Consider the following 21,943-nt stretch of genomic DNA (forward strand, 5'->3'; position numbering starts at 1 on the left):
ATTGCTGAATACAGGTAGGAATTCCGATTTCCCAATTGCTATAAAACAAGTATGGTCAGTTTTATAACATCAAGCGAAAAGTTGATTCCTACCGTGAATCAGCAACGTCAAAAATTCTTCTTCTCAGTCCTCTTCAGAGGACTTTAGCTATTAGACAGGGGTTTCAACCCCTGGCGGACTGGCGGACTAACGGGTGGGCGGGCTGACAGCTTAAGTTGACACCAATGGCCGAAGAGCCCGGAACGGGCATATTGCCCGTTCCACAAAAGAATGAGTTTTCTTGTGGGGTGGGCATCTTGCCCGCCCATAAAAAAGTTTATCGCCCGCTAGCTAAAGCCTCCCGCAATTTGCGGCCGCGCGATTTATCCCGAAGTTCGGGAGTTGCCATCCGCAACACAAAATCCAGCAACCAAGGCGCAATTCGGTGACACCAAACTGCTAGATGACTTTGGTATCCTACCAAGATTTCCGGCGCATCTTTGTGCAATCCCGCGACAAGTGCTAGGGCAACTTTTTCGGGAGTTGTGGGCACTACCCAGCGAAATTGTTCCAAGTCTCGCACCATGTCGGTATCTGTTAGAGATGGCAGCAAAGCTGTGACTCGAACATTGTACTGAGTTAACTCGCTGCGTAAAGCTTGGGTGAATCCCAAAATCGCAAATTTGGTTGCAGAATAAGTCGCCATTGTGGGCGCAGCAATTTTTCCCATTAAGCTCGAAACATTGACGATGGTTCCCTCTTTTTGAGTCGCCATTCGCCTCGCTACTAAGCGGGTAATTGTGTAGGTACCGAGCAGATTTAAGGCGATTTCTTCCTCGATTAATGGCAGCGGGGAACGCAAGAAAGATGCTTGGTGGGCGACGCCTGCACAGTTGACTAGCAGGTGAATCGGGCCGCTATCTCGCCAAGCTTGGGCGATCGCAATATTCACCGCTACTGACTGAGTTAAATCCAAAGCTAACGGCACTACTTCTGTGCCAAAAAGATCGATTTCCTCTGCCAGTTCAATTAATTGCCTGCGGTTGCGCGCCACAATCAACAAACGTTTGACTCCTTGTCTCGCTAATTCCAGGGCGATCGATCGCCCAATTCCGCGCGAAGCTCCTGTAACAAGAGCTGTTTTTCCTTGAAGTTGCATAATAGATTAAACCTTTTGGTAGATGCTCACTGCGGCACGGAGTTATGAGTTGTGAGTTGTGAATTATTAGTTATGAGTTGAATGTTTTGGCGGTAACAACTCATAATTCATAATTGTTGAAAAGGCTATCGGGTTTCGATAGACCTGATTTACTTGTGGGGTTAACTCAAAACTAAAAACTTTTGAATCGCTAACGTGCGCGTGAGTTGAACTAAACTTGTGGTTTGCCAGAAATCAGTCAAATATCTGGTCTTTTAACCTCATTCCAGCAGACAAAGCTGAGATGAGAAAACCGAGTCGGAAATCATGACCAAGCGGGCTTTATTACCGCTTTTTCTTCAGTTCGCGGAGGCGGACTTTGCCTGTGTAGCCGCGAATAAACTCGCCGGGATTGGTTTTCTTCAGTCCGCCTTCGCGGACTTTGCCTGTGTAGCCGCGAATAAATTCGCCGGGGATTGGTTTTCTTCAGTCCGTGGAGGCGGACTTTGCCTGTGTAGCCACGAATTCATTCGCCGGGAATATTCGCCGGGATTGGTTATTGGCCAGGGCTTAATTACCCCTCTTTTTTTAGTCCGCAGAGGCAGACTATATCCTGTGCAACCGCGACTTAAAATCGCCGGGGATTCGTGCGAATTTGCACAGGATAATTGAGCAATGCAGATTATCAATTCCACACCTCCTAGATATGAGAATTTCCTATCTACACACACCTTAACAACTTGACAGAGAAGCGGCAACAATTTTTAATAAATCTTCCGCAACACTTCTTTACAATTTTCTCAGACTGCCGATTTCCAAGTGCCGTGAAAGCCCAAAGGTATGACACCGGGCAATTCTAGCTTGCAAACAGGTTCGCGGGAAAGTCCGTCGCTGTCAAATATCCAGACTTCGCTGCTATCAGAATTGCCGTCATAAATAACTGTTACTATCCAACCTTTTTCCGAGGAAATATCTGGAACGTAGATGGGCTCTGTGGGATAGCGATTTTCGCCCAAGTCGGCAATTGTGAGATTGTGGCTTTGCGTGTCCAAACGGGCGATCGCGCCGAAACGTTCCGGTACAATATCAACGTCAGGCCGATACATTGCCAGATAAATATATCGTGAGTCTTGCCCTATTTCGGAAGCAGGTACCATCGGAAATTCGCAAGGTTGATCCAGCAATTCTTCGGCTGCTGTCACTTTCGCCGTCTGAGGATTGAGATGCAGCCGCCACAGAGTCCCCTCCGCATCGGTGCGAGTTTCACCTGTCGCTACTTCTTTCAGCCGCTGATTAGTTTGAAAGTCAGCGAAGCGCACAAAATCAACCGCCACCGAACCATCTTCCTTCACAAAACCGTTAGCAAAATGCCACTGATACCAAGGTTCGGTTTCGCCGCGACTAACTAAAGATAGAGTTTCCGAGTCAATAACTAATATCTGCGTCCCTAACTCCGGTTTCCATTCAAAAGAGTCGCCGAAACTGCTAATTCCAGCTAATACTGGCAATAATTTGAGTCGCACCGGCGGCACAAAAAATATTAGATACTTTCCAGCAAAAACAAAATCGTGGAGCAGGGGAGTTCCATCTAACCCCACAGTTCCTTGTTGCACAATTTGGCCTGTAGGATCGCTTTTATACAGATTCAACTTTGTACTCGCACCATGTGTAATCCCAAAGTTAAAAATATTGCCAGTAATCGGGTCACGCTTGCAGTGAGCAGAATAAGAAGATCCACTCTCTAAACTTCCTAAATCGTCCGTTCCCTGAGTTTCCAGAGTTTGCAAATCGAGGCTGTGAGGCAAGCCGCCTTCCCACAAAGCTAAAAGGCGATCGGGCAAAGCTAAAACTGAAGTATTGGCAGCATTTTTAACAGATTTAGTCCACCGCAACCACACCGGGCCCGGTGCTGTCATGCCATAATTACTGTAGAGAAATTTATCAGCTTTTTCCTCAGCTTGATATCCGGCTGTCTGCACGTAGCGATAAACAGCAGCAGCACCGACCTCGGTAAAATGTACTGCCAAAATTGCACCATCGCCATCAAACCAGTGTCCCGCATTCATGCCACCGCGTTCCAAACGTGCGGGCCCGTTACGGTAGAGAGTGCCGCGAAATCCTGCGGGAATTTTACCGCTTTTAACGGATAACTGAGTCAGCGGAAATTCCGCAGCCGGACGGGCTAAAGCTTGAGCCCAGGATTTTTTAGCTGAGATTTTAGTGTCGGTTTTCATTTAAAACTGGCAATTTTCAACTGATATTGCAGAAATTTTCCTATACAATTATAGCAAAAATTACCTAACAGCTATGACTCTCCGCCGCCGTACTCTGCTCACAACTTTTGGGCTGACTGCTATTGGTACTCAGCTTTTGCCTATCGCCCAAACCAATTTATCTCCCAAAAGTCCGATCGTTAAGCCGCGCCGCCTGCAAGTTGGCGATACAGTAGCTTTAATCAATCCTGCCGCTTTCAACTACGAAAAAGAAGTGCAGCCATTTTTTAAAGTTATGGAAAAGTTGGGTTTAAAAGTTAAATTGGGAGAGCATTTTTACGACCGCTACGGCTATTTAGCAGGCAAGGATGCCGATCGCGCCGCCGATGTCAACGCAGCCTTTGCCGATGACTCAGTGCGAGCTATTTTTACTGGGATGGGCGGCTGGGGCTGTGCTCGGATATTGCCGCTCCTGGATTACCATATTATCGGCAACAATCCCAAAATTATTATGGGATTTAGCGATATTACTGCGCTGTTATTGGCGATTTATGCTAAAACTAATAGAGTTACTTTTCACGGCCCTTTAGGTGCCTCAACTTGGAGTCCCTTTACAGTAAATTACGTCAAAAAAGTTTTGTTTGACGGAGGTGCTGTGACGATGGAAAACTCCAAAAACGTGCAAGTTCAAACAATCGGGCGGGGCACAGCTAGGGGAAAACTAATCGGCGGCAATTTATCAGTAATCGCAGCAATGGTGGGTTCTGTATATTTACCGCAGTGGGAAAATAGTATTTTGTTTGTTGAGGAAGTTGGCGAAGAAGTTTATCGCATCGATAGAATGTTGACGCAGCTCAAATTAGCGGGCATTCTCGATAAAATATCCGGTTTTATTTTCGGACAGTGTACCAAGTGCGAAGCTGAAAAACCGCAAGAGTCTCTAACCTTACCTCAAGTCTTGTCCGACCACATTCGCCCTTTGAAGATTCCCGCGTGGTACGGTTCAATGGTGGGACACATCCGGGAGCAGTTCACTTTGCCGATCGGTCAAGAAGTCGAAATCGATGCTGACTCTGGTACAATCAGATTATTAGAATCCGCTGTCAGCTAAATCTTAAACTCTTCTGGATATTACCGAGGCAGAGCCTCCGGATCTGCGTTCCCAGGCAGAGCCAGGGAACGAGAAATAAATTTAAACACAAAATCAGAAATATCGTGAAAAAAACCGCACAATTAATTAAACCCTTAACAGTAATAATCTTGACAATTCTTTGCCTGTTGCCGCTCAATGCCTGTGCAGCAGCAAGTAAAACCGCTAACAGCGACCCAGTTTATCAGCAGCGAACAGTCCACAATCCCGACGGAATAGGCAAATTTTACATGGGTCGAGAAATTGCCCAAGTCATGGGATATCAAGGCGCTAGTTGGCTGGAAAGACCGTCTCGCGGCATGGAAGAAAAATCAGCTCGCTTAGTGAACAATCTCGATTTAAAACCAACCGATGTTGTAGCAGACATTGGAGCGGGAACGGGATATTTTAGCTTTCGCCTCGCTCCCTTAGTTCCACAAGGAAAGGTTTTGGCTGTTGACGTGCAGCCGGAAATGATTAATTTTATTAAATTGAATAAACAAGAAAACAATATCGCTAACGTTGAGCCAGTTTTGGGAAGTATCGACAATCCGAATTTGCCGGAAAATAGCGTAGATTTAGTTTTGATGGTCGATGCTTATCACGAATTTGCATATCCCAGAGAAATGATGCAAGGAATTGTGAAAGCACTCAAACCGGGAGGCCGTACGGTATCGATCGAGTATCGGGGCGAAAATCCGCTGATTCCCATTAAAGGTTTGCACAAAATGACGCAGAAGCAGGTGAAAAAAGAAATGGCCGCCGTCGGTTTAGTATGGAAAGAGACAAAAGATATGTTACCCCAGCAGCATTTGATGGTGTTTGAGAAACCATCTCAAATTTAGCAGCCAAACAGAGCGATTGTTTACCATTTTTACTCATTTTTGTCAAGGTACAAAAGACGTATTTTTGAGTCGCGCGGGCGATCGGTCAAACATACTAAGCCTTAAGTAACCCTTAAGATAGACATTTTACTAAAAATACCATTTACAATTAAAAATTGATAACCCAGAGGCGCTTCCTTCATTTTTCAAGCGAAGAAGTGTCGCTATTAAGAAGTACCAGCGTGAACATTCCAAGTTCCATCCTCACCATGCTCGCCGGCATCGTAGTGACTCTGATCAGTCTCTGGTACGGGCAGAATCACGGTTTGATGCCGATCGCCGCCTCTGACGAAGCATCCGACATAGACGCACTTTTCAATACAATGATGACCATTTCCACTGGATTATTTATCATGGTCCAGGGAGTGCTAGTCTTTGCTGCAATTAAATATCGCCGCCGTCCAGGAGACAACACAGACGGGCCGCCTTGGCATGACAACTTTCCCTTAGAAATTCTTTGGACAGCCGTGCCGGCGGTGATTATTTTAGGAATCGGAGTCTACAGTTTTGAGATTTACAACTCAATGGGAGGCCTCGATCCGATGGGCAATCATGACCACGGCACCATGCAAGCGCACTCTAAAATGCGGGGAAGTGCGATCGCAGCCACACTCTCAGATACACCCCAAAACGCCCCTCAAATTCCGTCTCAAAAACTCGTTGCTTTAGGCGTAGGCGCTTCCCCTGAAAATGAAGACACACCAGCAGACTTAGTTGTCAATGTCATGGGTTTGCAGTACGCCTGGATTTTTAGCTATCCAGAAAGCGGCGTTAGCTCCGGTGAACTGCATATGCCAGCCAACCGCGACGTACAGCTAAATATTTCAGCTCAAGACGTGCTGCACGCATTTTGGCTGCCGGAATTTCGCCTCAAACAAGATGCAATTCCCGGGCGGCCGAGCGAACTGAGATTTACACCAACTAAAACCGGCGAATACCGGGTTGTTTGTGCTGAATTGTGCGGCGCTTATCACGGAGCGATGAAAGCTTTAGCAGTCGTTCACACGCCAGAAGAATTCGACACTTGGCTGCAAAGCCAGCAAGTTGCTAGCAGTCAAAACTTAGAGCAAGCAGTTGCAGTCAATCCTGGGGAATTGTCTGACGGAGAATTTTTGGCTCCCTACGTCAGGGAAATAAAAATTAATTCCGAAACCCTAGAACAACTTCACCCAACTCATCACTAAAAATAGTCATTAGTTCCTGGCACTGGATATTTTATCCTGAGCTAATAACTAATGACTAATAACTAATGACTAATAACTATGACACAAGCACAGTTCCAAGAAAGTGCAAACACTGAGGCTCGCGGAACAGCGCCCGCCGATAGACATTGGCGCGACTATTTCACTTTTAATACCGATCACAAAGTCATCGGTATTCAATACCTAGTCACAACATTTATTTTCTATCTAATCGGCGGCGTGATGGCAACTTTGGTGCGAACAGAACTCGCCACCCCCGACTCCGATTTTGTCCCCCCCGAACTCTACAACAGTTTATTTACTGTTCACGCTACGGTGATGATCTTCCTGTGGATCGTACCCGCCGGAGCCGGATTTGCTAACTTTTTGATCCCCTTAATGATTGGGGCAAAAGACATGGCATTTCCCAGGCTGAATGCGATCGCCTTTTGGCTAATTCCCGTAGGCGGCCTGTTGCTGTTGAGCAGTTTTTTGGTAGGAGCCCCACAAGCGGGTTGGACTTCTTACCCGCCTTTGAGCTTAGTTACTGCTCAAGCGGGGGAAGAAATTTGGATTCTCAGCGTTTTGATTCTGGGAACTTCTTCGATTTTGGGGGCGGTGAATTTTGCCGTTACCATCTTTACCATGCGGGTTCCGAGCATGGGTCTCAATGATATGCCTTTGTTTTGCTGGGCGATGATTGCGACTTCAGCGCTCACTTTGATTGCTACTCCAGTGTTAGCCGCAGCTTTGATTTTGCTGTCGTTTGACTTGTTAGCGGGGACGGCATTTTTTAACCCGAGCGGCAACGGCGATCCCATCGTCTACCAGCATTTATTCTGGTTTTATTCGCACCCGGCAGTTTACATTATGATTATGCCCTTTTTCGGGGTGATTTCAGAAGTTTTGCCGGTGCATTCGCGCAAGCCAATTTTTGGTTATTTGGCGATCGCATATTCGAGTCTCGCTATCAGCTTTTTAGGCTTGATCGTGTGGGCGCACCATATGTTTACCAGCGGTACTCCCGGCTGGCTGCGGATGTTTTTTATGATCACCACTATGATCATCGCCGTACCCACAGGGATTAAAATATTTAGCTGGTTGGCAACTATTTGGGGAGGAAAACTCCGGCTTGTCAGCGCCATGCTATTTGGGATGGGTTTTATCTCAACATTTGTGCTCGGTGGCATCACCGGGATCATGGTAGCTTCCGTACCTTTCGACATTCACGTTCACGACACTTATTTTGTCGTCGCTCACCTCCACTACGTGCTGTTTGGCGGCTCAGTGTTTGGAATTTACGCTGCTTTTTACCACTGGTTCCCCAAAATGACGGGGCGGATGATTAATGAATTTTGGGGTAGAGTTCACTTTGTTTTAACTTATGTTGGCTTTACTGTAACTTTCCTGCCGATGCACGCTTTGGGGATGCAAGGAATGCCCCGGCGGGTGGCAATGTACGACCCGAAATTTACCACAATTAATGTCATTTGTACTGTCGGTGCTTATATGCTGGCAGTGTCTACAATCCCGTTTATCATTAATGTGATTTGGAGCTGGAGGTACGGGCCGAAAGCAGGCGACAATCCTTGGCAAGCTTTGAGTTTGGAATGGATGACGACTTCGCCACCCCCGATCGAAAATTTTGAAGGAGTGCCGGTATTGGCAACGGGGCCTTACGATTACGGCATGGAAAAAATTCAGAATACCGGGGAACGTCTCAGGCTCAAACTGAGGGAAAATGCCACCCGCAACGCCCAGAAAACAGGTATTCCTATTGCGGAGGCTCAAGCTTCAACTTTCTTGGGCCGTACTGCAACTTTGGTCGCTCCTGAATCAGAGATAGATGTTGATGCTCCTGCTGATGAAAGTCAAGATGGTGAGTAGTTATTAGTCATCAGTCATTAGTCATTGGGCATTGTTGACTGTTGACTGTTAACTAATGACTGATGACTAATGCCAACTGCCCACTACCAAATGACAACTGACAACTGACAACTGACTTCTTCATTACCAATTTCTTATGCAAATTCCAGCGATCGATCCGACAAAAACAGCCCTAAATTACCACCACGAGGGCGAAGTAGAAGCACACGGTGTCGAGCATCCCGACCACAGAATGTTAGGCGTAATTGTGTTCCTGTGCGCTGAAGGCATGATATTTTTGGGTATGTTTGCCGCGTATTTGATTTATCGGGCGATGGCCCCCGTGTGGCCTCCTGAAGGTACGCCGGCGCGAGAGTTATTGCTGCCGGGAATCAATACGGTAATTCTGATTGCTAGCAGTTTTGTGATTCACAATGCAGATACTGCAATCAAAAAGAATGATGCCGCCGGAATGCGGAACTGGCTGCTCGTAACTATTGCTATGGGCGCAGTTTTCTTGTTCGGTCAAGTTTACGAATACACTCATTTAGAGTTTGGTTTGACGACGAATTTGTATGCCAGTTGCTTTTACGTTTTGACTGCTTTTCACGGCTTGCACGTTACGTTGGGAGTGCTGCTGATGGTCGCTGTCGTGTGGCGATCGCGCTCGCAAGGTCACTATTCTAGCGAGCACCACTTTGGAATCGAAGCGACTGAGATTTACTGGCACTTTGTGGATGTGATTTGGATTGTTTTGTTTTTGCTGCTGTATATTTTGTGATCCCAGAGGCTTTTCGACCTCTGCCACAAGAGATTTATATGACCCCCAACTGGGGGTTTTTTATTGTTTGGAGAGTGAGATCGCCTTTCATTCACCTCCTCATATCCAATCCGTTAGCATCGGAATAGTAAATTCGAGTTCACGGTTGACGGTTGACTGTTGACAGTGAACAGTCAACCGTCAACAGTCAACATCATTCCGGTGTAACCGGAAATGATATCACAGCCGATCGCGCTAAACTAAAAGTAGCAATTCTCCTATCCAGCAGCATTGAGAAAATTATGCAGTGCGAATTGTGCGATCGACAAATGGAAGCATTAACCGCCCATCACCTCATCCCGAAACAAAACACCAAGCGGAAAAACGAAGATCCCAGCCCCACAATCGACATTTGCTCCGCTTGTCACCGCCAGATTCACTCTCTATTTGACAACAAACACCTCGCCCAAGAGCTCAACACCCTGGAAAAGCTCAAAAATGACCCTGAACTCCAGAAATTTGTCTCTTGGATTAAGAAACAAAAAACCGACAAACGCATTCAAGTACGCGGCAAAAAAACTTGATTGCAGAGCCCGAACTCAGAGATATAGTCCTGGAGGCAGTTACTGTCTGAAACCCGGTTTATTCATAAAATTTTCCTTTCCTAAACCAAAATTTTACAGAGAAACCCGGTTTGTTTGCGTAAATCCTAGTATAGTATTTTACTTATTCGTAACAAGCTGCCAAAAATTATCATGAACCTCACCTCCCTCGAACTCGCAAAAGACCGAGCGCGCATCTACAAAAACTACCTCCAAATGGAAATAGATGCCAAAGCTAACATAAACAAACTAGCCTTTTTAGACCGGGGTATTGAAAAATCTCCTTACCAACAAGAAATTAAAAACTATCCCGATTATCTCAAACAGAAACCCGACGGCTTAAAAGTAATTAGCTCTATTCCCGGCCCCAATAATCCCCTCAAACTTACCCCGTTTCCCAGCCTGGGAGAAGTACCTCAAATTAACTCTCAAGCTTTAAACTTTTTGCACGCAGAGATTAAGGAAGCCTGCGTTTGCATTGGTACTTTTGTAGACGGCAAAATTCAGGCGCAGTGGCTGGGGAAAAACGCACTTACCAATGCTGAGCAGTGGAGTGCTACTAAAATTATCCCGCTCCTTAATATCGTCAGTCAAGTAAATAGCAAATATCCCGACTGCGACATTGACAACTGCGTTGTTAGAGATGGCAACGGGCTAAGACACGATTTTTACTTTTACGATTTAGCAAAAGACATGATTAGCTATGCCTCAAATATAGCAAGTTCAAACTCCTTAGCCGCGATGTTCAAACGCTTCGATACTCGCATAGGACTAGAGCAATGGCTCAAGAGCGCTACTGGCAATAACAACCTAATTTTTCGTGGCGATTACGGCGAAAATCCTTATCACAACAACCCAAAAATATTCGATCTCAGCAAAAAACAAGTGCTGCTAAGTGCCCCATTAAACAGCACCAAACAAAAAAATTCCGTATCTGCTTATGACTTGACCAGGCTAATTTCCATGTTAGGATGGCACTTCCACATCGAACAGCGATCGCGCATGAAAGGATCTCAGTGGAACAGCCTAGAAAGCATTGTCAGAGCAATGGGACATGACAGCGCTCGATATGTGGACGTAGCAATTAAAACTTTGGGGATGGAGAGCCTTATCACTTCTCCAGTAATTATCTCAAAATTGGGTTACGGACTGAGCTCGATCAGGGGAACCCTAGAAACAGTTTATGTGGCTTTAGTGCGGTTTGTTGACGAGCGGCCGAAGGCGGCGGGAAAGCCGGCAAAACTCAGAACTTTAGCCATGACTTTGCGGGCCGAAAAACCTGTAGGCGGTTCCAGTGTCGATCGCTTGGCGATCGAACTCGACGCCAGATTTTGCGCCGAAGTCACCGAAATTCTCCGCCGGTTGTTTGCGGAAGAATTTTAAACGCGGGCGATCGACTAATTAGAAAGTCGGTGAAACTTGCGGTAAAGCATCTTCTCTACCGGCTTTCCTCCCCGCAAATGTTGCTCAGTTATTGCCGCAACTTCTTCAGGGCAAACCGCATTGTACCAAACCTCTTCTGGCAGCACTAACACCATCGGCCCGTTGCCACACTGTCCCAAACAACTGCTAGCAACAACTTCAACTTCTGAGGGTGAAAATTTCTCAAAAGCTGCTAGTACCTTTGCTGAATTTTGCTTGCGACAAGTGCGGTTTTGACAAACAAGAACTTGCCTAGAAGATTCGATCATTTTCATGTTTTTTTACTTGACATTCTGCTACATATATGCTATTTTTTTATCATGGGAATAGGTGCGCGCATATATACTCGAATTTTAACTGGTTCCCAGGCAGAGGCGGAGAAAAGATGTCCAGAGAAAGAGCCTTGCTTGCAGAGGAAAATTAGAGGGAAATCGTGGTAACGAGTAGATTTAGATAAAATTATTGTGGGGTGTCCCGCCCGCCCGAAAAATACAATTTAGATGCGGGACAGCTTAAGACTTCAACGCAGCCTACGATTAATCTGGTGACAAACCTTTGGAAGCCAACCATTGTCGATCGAACAAACGCGACTGATACCGAGCCCCGCCGTCGCAGAGTACCGTAACAATCGTATGTCCAGGCCCCATTTGCTTCGCTAAAGCCACAGCCGCCGCCACATTAATCCCCACAGAACCGCCCATAAACAGCCCTTCTTTCCTCAACAGTTGGTAAATCACCCGGACAGCTTCAGTATCGTCAATTTGAATAGCGTCGTCTACCGGGGCATTCTCCATATTTGCAGTGACGCGAGTGGTGCCAATTCCCTCAGTAATCGAACTGCCTTCAGTCTTAATTTCCCCAGTTTTGAAATAACTGTAAAGCCCGCTGCCCATTGGGTCTGCCAAGACAATTCTAACAGCAGAATTTTTTTCTTTCAAAAACATTCCTACGCCAGCAAAAGTGCCGCCAGTACCAGTAGCTGTTACCCAAGCATCAATTTTGCCGTTTGTTTGTTCCCAAATTTCCGGGCCAGTCGTCTCGTAATGAGCTCGGCGGTTGGCTAAATTGTCAAACTGATTTGCCCAGACTGCATTCTCCATTTCCGAAGCCAATCTTCCCGACAATTTGACATAATTATTCGGGTCTTTGTAAGGAACAGCGGGAACAGTCCTAACTTCAGCGCCCAAGGTTTTCAAAGCATCGATTTTTTCTTGAGATTGGTTATCGGGAATCACGATCAAACATTTGTAACCTTTAGCGTTGCAAATGTGGGCCAAACCGATGCCTGTATTGCCGGCAGTGCCTTCAACAACGGTGCCGCCCGGTTTTAGCAAGCCTTTTTCTTCTGCGTCTTTGATGATGTATAAAGCGGCCCTATCTTTAACGGAACCGCCTGGATTTAGAAACTCTGCTTTGCCGAGAATTTCGCAGCCAGTTTCATCGCTGAAGCTGTTTAAGCGAATTAGTGGTGTGTTGCCGATTGTGCCTACAAAGCCGTTTTTAATATCCATATGTTTTGCGTGTTTGCATCCTATTATTAATTTTTACAATAAGTTGATATTTATTGCTAGCAGTTCTACCAAATTTTGCTCATATTGAGTACAAATCCCGGCAAAACGGGGTCGCCGCTGACTGTCGCGGGATTCTCCAAACATTCCTCTGGCGAACCGGGACGATAGATGTAAACTCTGCGATTTTTGCGGTCTATAAGCCAGCCTAACTGCACTCCTGGTTCTCTCATATATTCTTGCATTTTTTCTTGCAATGGCTTGAGATTATCAGAAGCAGACCTCAGTTCTACTACAAAATCCGGGCAAAGCGGGGCAAATTTTTGCTTTTGTTCTGGTGACAAAGCATTCCATCTTTCCAATTTTATCCAAGCAGCATCCGGCGACTTTTCTGCACCGGTTGACAGAGTAAATCCTGTACTCGAAGTAAACGCTAAACCAGTACCATTTTGTTCTGCCCAAACCCACAGCGGCCCAAATATATTACCTTCTCGGTTTCCCGTCTCCGAACCAGTAGGAGGCATAATTAGCAATTCTCCCGATTTGTTGCGTTCAATGCGTAATTCACTATTGATTTGACAGAACTCGAAAAACTCGTCGTCTGTCATTTGCAATTTGGGCGGTATTCGCAACACAATTGTTGATGACAGCATTTTGCCTTTCCTCAAATCTAAAGTGTTTAAACAAGATTGCACAATTTCTGTGTTTGTAGTGAGGACTTTAGTCCTCAAAAATCAGGATTAAGGACTCAAGTCCTAACTACAAGCGGGTTTGACGCGCGAATTATAGAGGTAAGGTGTGCACTGCACACCTTACATAATTAGGTTCTGCGTCCAGGAATGTTAAACCTATTTATTCGGCTGAGGAGTCATCCGCAAATAAGGCTTAATCGGCGTATAACCTTTAGGAAATTTCTCTTCCAACTCTTTCGGGTCGGTAATCGAAGGTACGATTACGCAATCGTCGCCGTCTTTCCAATCAACCGGAGTCGCAACGCTGTATTTATCGGTAAGTTGCAAGGAATCAATTACTCGCAAAATTTCATTAAAATTCCGACCAGTGCTCGCCGGATAAGTAATGCTCAAACGCAATTTCTTTTCCGGGTCAATCACAAAAACTGTGCGGATTGTTAAGTTGTTCAGCGAGTTGGGATGGATCATGTCGTAAATGTCGGAGACTTTACGATCGCCATCTGCTAAAATCGGATAATTGAGGGTGACGTTTTGAGTTTCCTCAATATCTTTAATCCAGCCCATGTGAGAATCCACATCATCGACGCTGAGGGCAATGGTTTTGACGCCCCGCTTTTCAAATTCAGACTTTAGACGGGCCACTGCACCGAGTTCTGTGGTGCAAACTGGAGTATAGTCTTTCGGGTGAGAAAACAACACGACCCAGCTATCCCCAGCCCAGTCGTAGAAATTGATTTCGCCTTCAGACGAAGCTTGGGTAAAGTTGGGAACTGTATCGCCTAATCGCAGAGTCATAACTGATTTCCTCTAATTTTATTTAAGGACTGTTCCTTATCATGCCATAATTGCCCGGTTTCTCGATCGAGCTGTAAAGGATTCTAAACTTTTTGGTCGATCGATCGGCAATTCCACTACTGTAATGTATGTGTGGCTTATACCGCTAAATTTTCTTGCTATGCTTTACTTTCTGCTGAAGGCAATACAGCCTGTTTTAGTCCCGCTGTGTTTTGTGTCCGCCTGGGGTCTAGTTTTTTTGCTTTTTTTGAGTGTCGGGCGTACTGTCACCGACTCCCTGCGTCGAGCTCAGCGGATGCACCAAATCCCTTGTGCTAACTGCGTATTTTTCACCCGCGACTACCACCTCAAGTGTCCCGTTCAGCCTACTATAGCTTTATCTGAAGATGCGATCGACTGTCCTGATTATCGATCGCATTCGGGAATTTACGGTTGAAAAATCCGACCGCTGCTTTACATATTTCTTAACATCTCTCGCTCTTTAGACCTCTCCAGAAAAGAATTATGCGTCATTTAAAACCCTTGGTGGAGGCAAGGATATCGCGTATATACATAAATTAAATTCGGCGAGGTCTGATGAATTGCCCCTACATAAACAGGATTTGCTCTTTTAAACAAAAGCTGAGTTCGACGGAGAATAAATAGACCCCATTCCGAAAGCAGAAGGCAGAGATAAAGAATCAGCCCCTATTTGACTACTAGGTTGGCTAACTGCGCTGACTCCAGGGAGATTTATTGCTGTGGGGCCGATCGCATAATTCTGCTGGGTATCGAACCCCATCAACTCAGAAACAGTCCCTAAGTCTGTGATGAAAGCACTGCTGTCGCGGGTTTCGACGCTGATGTTATCTCTCGACACCGCAGAGATCGCACCACCATCAGTCAGAATATCATCTAGCGACTGCGATCGCCTGGGAGTTTCATTATCCAAAGCCAACCCAAAAGCCAATATTTGAGTAAACTGGGTAGCGCTAAAATTATTGTCGCTCACTAGCACTAAAGATTGCTGTCCGTTCGGCAACACTGGCCCCAAAGTCATCCCTTCAACATTATCCAAACCTGTCGGCAAACCCAGGCTGTCAAAATTGATCAGCAAACGTTTCTCAACGGGTCTGACAGTATTAATGTTAATAGCATTCAGCGAATTAATGCCGCTAATGTCGCTGGCTCCGTTTAGCCGGACTTCGTAGAGTTTGATGGTATTTCCCGTGCCAGGTGCGCCTGCTGAAAAAGAGCGTTCTAGTGCTAAGAAAGTGCCGCGATTGTCTAAAGCCAACAGTTCCACTAAACCGTTTGTATTAAAGCCTGTCTCTGGAACTGCTGGAACTGCCACCGGGTCAGTTAGATAAAGAAATTCTTGTTCCGGCTGTCCTGTAGTTAAATTGTATTTGAGAATGCGCGATCGCGAACCAGTATTAGTTGTTGCGATCGGCCCGTCTTGCACTAAAGCATTCTCCGTTGCTGTAAACAAGAATTTCTCGTCGGGAGTAATTGTCAGGTTTTCAAAAGCTAAATTGTTGCGAATTCCCGCTGTTGGCGTATCTCCTGTATCAACAATTTGATTGTTGTTAATATCCTGAACCACAGGTACAAACTTTGAGGGCACTGGCAATTGCCGCAACTGGCGGCCGGTTCCTAAATCAAACTCGTTGACAAATGGACTCTGAACTCTCGCAGCACCCAAGTTAGGACTGACTTCGCCTTCTGAGGAAACAAACACAGTGCCCTTACTCGTTAAACCGATGCCTTCCGGGTCGATAGTATTAGTAGCAAAAGCTTGATTGTTTTGGTTTAGCAGAGTTGTTACCCCAGAGAAATTAATCCCGGAACTAGACAGCGAACCCGAACTTAAATCAATATTGAGAGTATAAAATCGGGCCGGATTTTTGTCCGAACGATCGTCAGAAATACTGTAATAGCGGTTGTTAATTTGGTCGTAATCAATGCCAGAAAGTCCGCCGACTTGTGTGCCTTCGACAGTGACGGAACCTGTTGGATAAGTAGCTTGTCCGATGAAGTTGATATTTCTGACACTGGTACTGGAAGAGCGATCGCCAACAGCAATATCTGCCCAAACTAAACTGTGGTCAGAAGTAGGAGTATTTTCCGCAGTTTGGCGATCGCCCACCAATCTGTACAGCGGATCTGTCGTCAAAGGCCAAAATACCGCAGCATCATTAATTGGCAAGTCAGCCGACGGCAAAACATAATCAACTCGCAGATTTCCCGAAGCCGTTCCCGCATCTCCAAAATCCGCCGTATCAAAAGCCGGATTGCCTTTTTGGTTGACATTATTACCGCCGTCTGCTACTTGTTGAATTCCGCCTAAACTTGCAGGAATTGCGCTAGTGACTCCTGTATTTACTCGCGAGTTATTTAGCAACTGCAAAATCGCATTGTCAAAACTATCCCCATCAACAGGATCGGCATTTTGGTCGCCCATAATTACGAAACTAGCATTGGGGGCAAGTCCGCCAACTGTGCGGCGATCGTCGTAAATATAACTACCTTTGCCGGGAGTAACGTAATCTGCCCAAAAGCGAATTTCATCATGATTTCGCTTGCCGTTTCTGTCTTCAGGGCCGTCAAATACAGGCGGGGTCGGATGACTGACTAAGGCGTGAACAATCTCGCCGTTGATATTAATTGGCACGTCCCAGTGACTCTTGGACGAAAGGCGAAATGCGTTTAATTCATCAGGCGAGTAATAGTCATTTGCTGCGGGGGTAGACGAGTTATCCGGCAAAAATGCCCCGGGCATATCTTTCCAAAGGAAGTTTTGGAACGTGCGAATATTGGCAGTATCAATGGGATACTTCGAGTACACAGCCATTCCATATTGTCCGGGAAAATCCCCAAATCCGAAAGCGTCGTTGCCGTATCCGTTTGCGCCAACTTGTGTGACAACGGAACCGTTGTTGTCTAAATCTAAACCCGAAGCAATGCCCGTGTTAGAAGGGGCAGTATAGCGAAAGGGATAATTAACAGGAGTTGCGCCATTTTGACTAACAGACAGATAGTTTTGCTCAAACAAATTTAGGGCTGTGCTACTGCTGTCGTAGTCAAATTCGTTAATTAACAAAACATCTGGATTTACGCGCTGAATTGTTTCAGCGACATTCTTTGCTTGCTGGTTGTTGGGAGTTGAAAGGTCTGTAATTAACCGACCGGCACTACTGCGATTCAAAGAAGCGTTGAAGCTAGAAAACCGAACTCCCGGAACTGGATTTTGGGCAACAGTGAAATCTCCTGCATCGAAGGAGTTGACTCCCTCCAAAATCGCTAGAAATTCGTTAGTTCCTGTATCTCGGATCACAATACTGTTGCTGAAATTACCCGTACCTTGAGAAATCTCGATATTAGCCGGGGAGATTCCACTTAAATTAATTAAGTCTTCACCTTTAACAAAATCGGTGATGAGGTCAGCATTTTCTAGTTGGGAACCGCCAGTAGTGCGTGTTCCTATCCGCCCGATCGCGAAAATATCTTTACCGCCACCGCCAGTTAAAATGTCGCGATCGAGCTCGCCGGAGAGAAAATCGTCTCCTTCGCCACCTTGAAGGGTATCGCGGTTTCGACCGCCGTAGAGTGCGTCATTTCCAGAATCGCCCAATAAAAAGTCATTGCCTGAATTGCCAAAAAGCCGATCGTTTCCTTCCCCAGAGGAGATGGCGTCATTGCCCCCCAACCCTGAAATTAAGTCCGCTGCGATCGTCCCGCTTAATGTGTCATTCCCTGATGTGCCGTTAATTGCTGCCACGTTAAGTCACTCCTCTATACCGCTGAAGTCAAATATTTTTGGCTTTGCGAGTATAGTCTCACGCTAGGATTAAAGACTGATTATTTATTTGTTAAAAACTCGCGCACTTTCCTTCATTGAGTCGATCGAACCCGACAGCATCGATGAATGTGATTTTTATGTCTTTACTTCCAATTTGGGACACCTGATAATGCCCATTTACCACAAACTCCTAGGCTTAAATTTAAATTAACCTTTCCTTTACAAAGATTGTGTAGAGTATTCGAGGGTTCACTGTTTCGGGCTACTTAGAAACAATCTAGCTGGGTTCACGACTCAAATTTGTAGCGAGGGTAACAAGGTGTTTCTAAATCAGACTCTAAGGGTACTCTGCTACTGGCTATCACCTTAGCCAAAAGTCTTTATCTAAAGAAGTCGTTCGTGCTGCATCGCCTTTAGCCTGACTGTTTAGTCAGGTTAGATTCGTCGTGAATCGGACATTCTCAGGGCAAATCAGTCCCCTGGTTTGACACCTAAAACATCTTAAGGATAAGCGATCGCCGTCCAGGCATCCTTAAAGTGAAGATAGCGTTTTCCTGTGCGATCGTCACCCACCAACTCAATAATTTTCCACAGTAATCAAAACAGGTTTTACCAACCAATGGCACCCACATATCACGACCTTCTTACCGGTTCGCTAACACAGGATTGGTCAAACAAAAGTCTCATCACGGTTAATGATGACTGGTCTGGCATTCCCAGTATCGATGGCTTTCGCGGCGATGGACTAACAGGCGCAACGGGAACAAATCCACAAACCATTGTTGCCGACGGTACATCAATTCTAGATGTCAACGCGAATCAGACCAATCCCAACACCTTTAACACAGGTGGGGTTGCTGAATTTGAGATCGCAAACCCCGTTGTTGCCCTTACTGGTTCCGGTACAGCAGATGCCCCCTTTTTGCTGATGTACCTTAACACGGTGGGCGTTACGAACATCAACGTCTCCTTCAATCTCCGCGATGTAGATGGCTCTGTCGATAATGCTGTTCAACCAGTTGCCTTGCAATACCGCGTCGGGACATCCGGCAATTTTATTGACATCCCTGCTGGCTACGTTGCAGATGCCAGTTCGGGTCCAAGTTTAGCAACCGAAGTCACACCAGTTAATGTCACCTTGCCAGCAGGAGCACAGAATCAATCTCAAGTTCAACTCCGCGTTATCACAACAAACGCTGTTGGGAATGATGAGTGGATCGGGGTTGATGACATCAGCATCACAGGTACTCCCGGTGGTGGCGAACCCACAACAACAGTCACACTCCAGGCAACAGACGCAAACGCAGCAGAGGCAGGGCAAGAGCCAGGGACGTTTAGAATTACGCGCACAGGTGACACGAGTGCGGCCCTGAGCGTTAACTACACCGTCGCCACGGGTGGGGGTGAGGCGACCAATGGCACGGACTATACGCCGAATTTGACGGGGATTGCCACCATTGACGCGGGGCAATCTTTTGTCGATTTGGCGATCGCCCCAGTAGACGATAGTGCAGTGGAAGGCAATGAAACCATCACGCTCAACCTAGTCGATACCAGCGACTATGACCTCGGTGGTTCGAGCACAGGCACAGTTACCATTGCAGATAACGATGCGCCGATTACCCGCATCCGCGACATTCAAGGAACGGATCACATCTCCCCCCTTCTTACCTCTGCAACGGATCGAGTCGGTGTCTTCAATGTTGCCGGAATCGTTACCGCCAAAGCTTCTAACGGATTCTACCTCCAAGACCCCACGCCCGATGCCGATGCTGCAACCTCTGAGGGAATTTTTGTTTTCACAGGCACGAGTTCCGCAGGTTCAGCCATTCTCAACAGTGTCAGCCTAGGTGGTGCTGTTCTCGTCACGGGTACTGTGAGCGAGTTTCGTCCTGCCGGGAATGCGAATAACCTCACGACTACCCAGATTAGTAACACCCCGACACAGGCTTTAAGCGTTACCCCCTGGACAACAGCACCCACAAGTACGATTACCCCCACAATTGTCAATCCTCCGACAACGGTCATTAACAATGACTTCTCCGCTGGAAGTCCTGGCAACGTGGAAACAGGCGGTGATTTTGAGCCTACTACTGAAGGCATTGATTACTATGAAAGCCTAGAAGGGATGCTGGTACAGGTTAACAATCCTGTAGCAGTTAGTCCAACGAACAATTTTGGGGAGATTTGGGTACTTGATGACAATGGCGCAGATGCCACGGGGCGGACAGCTCGTGGGGGTAGCCTCATCAGTCCTAATGACTTTAACCCAGAACGCATTCAGATTGATGATGATCTGATTCGTCCTGACTCTTCGTCACCCTTGGTAGATGTCGGAGCGCAACTCGACACAGTGACCGGGGTGATCGGCTACAACTTCAACAACTACGAAGTGCTGGCAACTTCCCCCATCACTGTTGATATTCCTAGTCCATTAGAGAAGGAAGTCACTACCCTAAGCCCAGTTGATGACAAGCTAACAGTCGCTACCTTTAATGTGGAGAACTTAGACCCAGGTGATGGGGCTACCCAGTTCAATGCCTTGGCTCAACGCATCGTTACTAACCTGCAATCGCCCGACATCATTACCCTAGAGGAGATTCAAGACAATAACGGCCCGACTAACGATAACGTCGTTGATGCTGCCACCACTTACAACACTTTGATCGCAGCGATTCAGGCGGCAGGCGGCCCGACTTATGAGTTCCGTCAAATTAATCCAACTGAGGATCAGGATGGTGGTCAACCGGGGGGAAATATCCGCGTCGGTTTTCTATTTAAGCCAGAACGGGTCACGTATGTAGATCGTCCGGGTGGCACAGCCACGACGCAAACTACTGTAAATAATGTTGGTGGCGACCCGCAGCTTTCCTTTAGCCCAGGTCGGATCGTTGACACTGATCTCTCGGATGGTGATGCGTTTGCCAATAGTCGTAAGCCGTTGGTTGGGGAGTTTATATTTAACGGTCACAAGCTCTTTGTGATTGGAAATCACTTCAATTCCAAGGGTGGCGATCAGTCCCTCTTTGGCCCGAACCAGCCTCCCGTCCTCACGAGTGAAGTCCAACGCCGCCAGCAAGCGCAGATTGTTAACGACTTTGTAGATAGCCTTCTCGCCGCCGACTCTACGGCAAATGTGATTGTTTTGGGTGACTTGAATGACTTTCCGTTCTCTGAACCTTTGAACATCCTCAAAGGGACACCGGGTGGTGTGGGTACACCAATCCTGAACAATCTGATCGAAACCCTACCGGCAAATGAGCAGTACACCTACAACTTCCAAGGCAACGCGCAGGTTTTGGATCACATCTTGGCGAGCAATACGCTGTTTAATAATTTAGATGAGTTTGATGTTGTTCATATCAACTCTGAGTTTGCGGATCAGGATAGTGACCACGACCCCAGTGTGGCTCGCTTCACCCTCCCTGAGTATGTAGGGACACAAAAAAATGATACCTTTACCGGCACCGCTTTGAATGAAGTCATTACTGGTGGTTTCGGTGGGGATAAGCTTACGGGTGGCGCTGGTAGCGATCGCTTTGTCTACACCAACATTGAAGATTCGGGAGACCGGATTGAGGACTTTATCACTGGCACTGATAAAATCGTTCTCACCCAGTTGCTCGATAGCTTGGTTCCTGGCGACTATAACGGCACAAACGCGATCGCGGATGGTTATGTGCAGTTGGTTCAAAGAGGTGGCAAAGTTGTCCTCCAGATCAATCAAGATGGCTTTAGTGATGATAACAAATTCAAAAATTACATTACTGTCGAAAACGTTCTGGCTGGCGATCTGAGCGATCTGAACAACTTTGTATTTTAGGGGTGTTTGGTTGAGCAATCTTAGAAAAGTAAGTCTAAGTGCTGTGTATTAGCATTTCTACAGTAGGAAATCATCCAAACGATTGCTCAACCAGCTTCAAGGCATAATACTTCTCTGATGAACTCCCTTTCTAGACATCTATAAGGTTTAGAAATGGAGTTTTCAGTAGC

General features: G+C 46.4%; 16 protein-coding genes. 9 read left to right on the plus strand and 7 right to left on the minus strand.

All coding sequences use genetic code 11. The annotated features are described in order from the left end of the window. Window positions 1–316: 316 nt before the first annotated feature. Window positions 317–1,138 carry an SDR family NAD(P)-dependent oxidoreductase gene (locus D0A37_RS14875; protein ID WP_006632630.1) on the minus strand — a complete coding sequence of 274 codons (822 nt, stop codon included), beginning with the start codon at window positions 1,136–1,138 and terminating at the stop codon, window positions 317–319. Between the two features lie 779 nt (window positions 1,139–1,917). After that, a complete protein-coding gene (locus D0A37_RS14880; RefSeq protein WP_242715459.1) occupies window positions 1,918–3,351 on the minus strand; it encodes a carotenoid oxygenase family protein in 1,434 nt (477 codons plus the stop codon). 73 nt (window positions 3,352–3,424) lie between these two features. Between D0A37_RS14880 and D0A37_RS14885 the strand changes: the two genes are divergently transcribed. The 7 genes from D0A37_RS14885 to D0A37_RS14915 all read left to right on the plus strand — a co-directional run bounded on the left by D0A37_RS14885 (window position 3,425) and on the right by D0A37_RS14915 (window position 11,135). Beyond that, window positions 3,425–4,441: a S66 peptidase family protein gene (locus tag D0A37_RS14885; RefSeq protein WP_242715461.1), complete on the plus strand. Its 1,017-nt coding sequence runs from the start codon at window positions 3,425–3,427 to the stop codon at window positions 4,439–4,441. Between the two features lie 104 nt (window positions 4,442–4,545). Beyond that, the gene (locus tag D0A37_RS14890) at window positions 4,546–5,304 is read left to right on the plus strand and encodes a class I SAM-dependent methyltransferase (protein WP_242715463.1); all 759 of its coding nucleotides are present in this window, start codon (window positions 4,546–4,548) and stop codon (window positions 5,302–5,304) included. A gap of 221 nt (window positions 5,305–5,525) precedes the next feature. Further along, window positions 5,526–6,527 (plus strand): cytochrome c oxidase subunit II, encoded by a 1,002-nt coding sequence (locus D0A37_RS14895; protein ID WP_242715465.1) that lies wholly within the window; start codon window positions 5,526–5,528, stop codon window positions 6,525–6,527. A 78-nt stretch (window positions 6,528–6,605) separates the two neighbouring features. Beyond that, window positions 6,606–8,411, plus strand: coding sequence for a cytochrome c oxidase subunit I (gene ctaD, locus D0A37_RS14900; RefSeq protein ID WP_242715466.1), 1,806 nt, complete (start codon window positions 6,606–6,608; stop codon window positions 8,409–8,411). A 136-nt stretch (window positions 8,412–8,547) separates the two neighbouring features. Then, entirely contained in the window at window positions 8,548–9,171 is a 624-nt protein-coding gene (locus tag D0A37_RS14905; protein WP_242715468.1) for a cytochrome c oxidase subunit 3, read from the plus strand. A 152-nt stretch (window positions 9,172–9,323) separates the two neighbouring features. Continuing rightward, on the plus strand, window positions 9,324–9,734 hold the full coding sequence (locus D0A37_RS14910) for an HNH endonuclease (protein ID WP_445242401.1): 411 nt from the start codon (window positions 9,324–9,326) through the stop codon (window positions 9,732–9,734). A gap of 171 nt (window positions 9,735–9,905) precedes the next feature. Further along, a complete protein-coding gene (locus tag D0A37_RS14915) occupies window positions 9,906–11,135 on the plus strand; it encodes a hypothetical protein (RefSeq protein WP_242715470.1) in 1,230 nt (409 codons plus the stop codon). A gap of 14 nt (window positions 11,136–11,149) precedes the next feature. Here the strand turns inward: D0A37_RS14915 and D0A37_RS14920 are convergent, their stop codons facing one another. The 4 genes from D0A37_RS14920 to D0A37_RS14935 form a co-directional block, all read right to left on the minus strand. Further along, entirely contained in the window at window positions 11,150–11,449 is a 300-nt protein-coding gene (locus tag D0A37_RS14920; protein WP_242715472.1) for a (2Fe-2S) ferredoxin domain-containing protein, read from the minus strand. 261 nt (window positions 11,450–11,710) lie between these two features. After that, window positions 11,711–12,685, minus strand: a complete 975-nt coding sequence (locus D0A37_RS14925; protein ID WP_242715474.1) for a cysteine synthase A — start codon at window positions 12,683–12,685, stop codon at window positions 11,711–11,713. A 65-nt stretch (window positions 12,686–12,750) separates the two neighbouring features. Then, window positions 12,751–13,335, minus strand: coding sequence for a Uma2 family endonuclease (locus tag D0A37_RS14930; protein WP_242715476.1), 585 nt, complete (start codon window positions 13,333–13,335; stop codon window positions 12,751–12,753). 195 nt (window positions 13,336–13,530) lie between these two features. After that, window positions 13,531–14,169: a peroxiredoxin gene (locus D0A37_RS14935; protein ID WP_006632618.1), complete on the minus strand. Its 639-nt coding sequence runs from the start codon at window positions 14,167–14,169 to the stop codon at window positions 13,531–13,533. Window positions 14,170–14,329: 160 nt separating this feature from the next. Here D0A37_RS14935 and D0A37_RS14940 point away from each other — a divergent pair, with 160 nt between their 5' ends. Continuing rightward, window positions 14,330–14,605: a hypothetical protein gene (locus D0A37_RS14940; protein ID WP_242725547.1), complete on the plus strand. Its 276-nt coding sequence runs from the start codon at window positions 14,330–14,332 to the stop codon at window positions 14,603–14,605. A 174-nt stretch (window positions 14,606–14,779) separates the two neighbouring features. Here D0A37_RS14940 and D0A37_RS14945 read toward each other — a convergent pair whose 3' ends face one another. Then, entirely contained in the window at window positions 14,780–17,929 is a 3,150-nt protein-coding gene (locus tag D0A37_RS14945; RefSeq protein WP_242715478.1) for an esterase-like activity of phytase family protein, read from the minus strand. A 640-nt stretch (window positions 17,930–18,569) separates the two neighbouring features. Here D0A37_RS14945 and D0A37_RS14950 point away from each other — a divergent pair. Beyond that, window positions 18,570–21,773 carry a DUF8508 domain-containing protein gene (locus D0A37_RS14950; protein ID WP_242715480.1) on the plus strand — a complete coding sequence of 1,068 codons (3,204 nt, stop codon included), beginning with the start codon at window positions 18,570–18,572 and terminating at the stop codon, window positions 21,771–21,773. Window positions 21,774–21,943: the final 170 nt, after the last annotated feature.

It is taken from the genome of Microcoleus vaginatus HSN003, assembly GCF_022701255.1.
GTDB lineage: Bacteria > Cyanobacteriota > Cyanobacteriia > Cyanobacteriales > Microcoleaceae > Microcoleus > Microcoleus vaginatus_B.

What these genes read in the sequence shown, in the direction of transcription:
- D0A37_RS14875 (WP_006632630.1), bottom strand. Translation starts at nt 1,138, where the DNA reads ATGCAACTTCAAGGAAAAACAGCTCTTGTTACAGGAGCTTCGCGCGGA.
- D0A37_RS14880 (WP_242715459.1), bottom strand. Translation starts at nt 3,351, where the DNA reads ATGAAAACCGACACTAAAATCTCAGCTAAAAAATCCTGGGCTCAAGCT.
- D0A37_RS14885 (WP_242715461.1), top strand. Translation starts at nt 3,425, where the DNA reads ATGACTCTCCGCCGCCGTACTCTGCTCACAACTTTTGGGCTGACTGCT.
- ctaD (WP_242715466.1), top strand. Translation starts at nt 6,606, where the DNA reads ATGACACAAGCACAGTTCCAAGAAAGTGCAAACACTGAGGCTCGCGGA.
- D0A37_RS14905 (WP_242715468.1), top strand. Translation starts at nt 8,548, where the DNA reads ATGCAAATTCCAGCGATCGATCCGACAAAAACAGCCCTAAATTACCAC.
- D0A37_RS14915 (WP_242715470.1), top strand. Translation starts at nt 9,906, where the DNA reads ATGAACCTCACCTCCCTCGAACTCGCAAAAGACCGAGCGCGCATCTAC.
- D0A37_RS14920 (WP_242715472.1), bottom strand. Translation starts at nt 11,449, where the DNA reads ATGAAAATGATCGAATCTTCTAGGCAAGTTCTTGTTTGTCAAAACCGC.
- D0A37_RS14925 (WP_242715474.1), bottom strand. Translation starts at nt 12,685, where the DNA reads ATGGATATTAAAAACGGCTTTGTAGGCACAATCGGCAACACACCACTA.
- D0A37_RS14930 (WP_242715476.1), bottom strand. Translation starts at nt 13,335, where the DNA reads ATGCTGTCATCAACAATTGTGTTGCGAATACCGCCCAAATTGCAAATG.
- D0A37_RS14935 (WP_006632618.1), bottom strand. Translation starts at nt 14,169, where the DNA reads ATGACTCTGCGATTAGGCGATACAGTTCCCAACTTTACCCAAGCTTCG.
- D0A37_RS14940 (WP_242725547.1), top strand. Translation starts at nt 14,330, where the DNA reads ATGCTTTACTTTCTGCTGAAGGCAATACAGCCTGTTTTAGTCCCGCTG.
- D0A37_RS14950 (WP_242715480.1), top strand. Translation starts at nt 18,570, where the DNA reads ATGGCACCCACATATCACGACCTTCTTACCGGTTCGCTAACACAGGAT.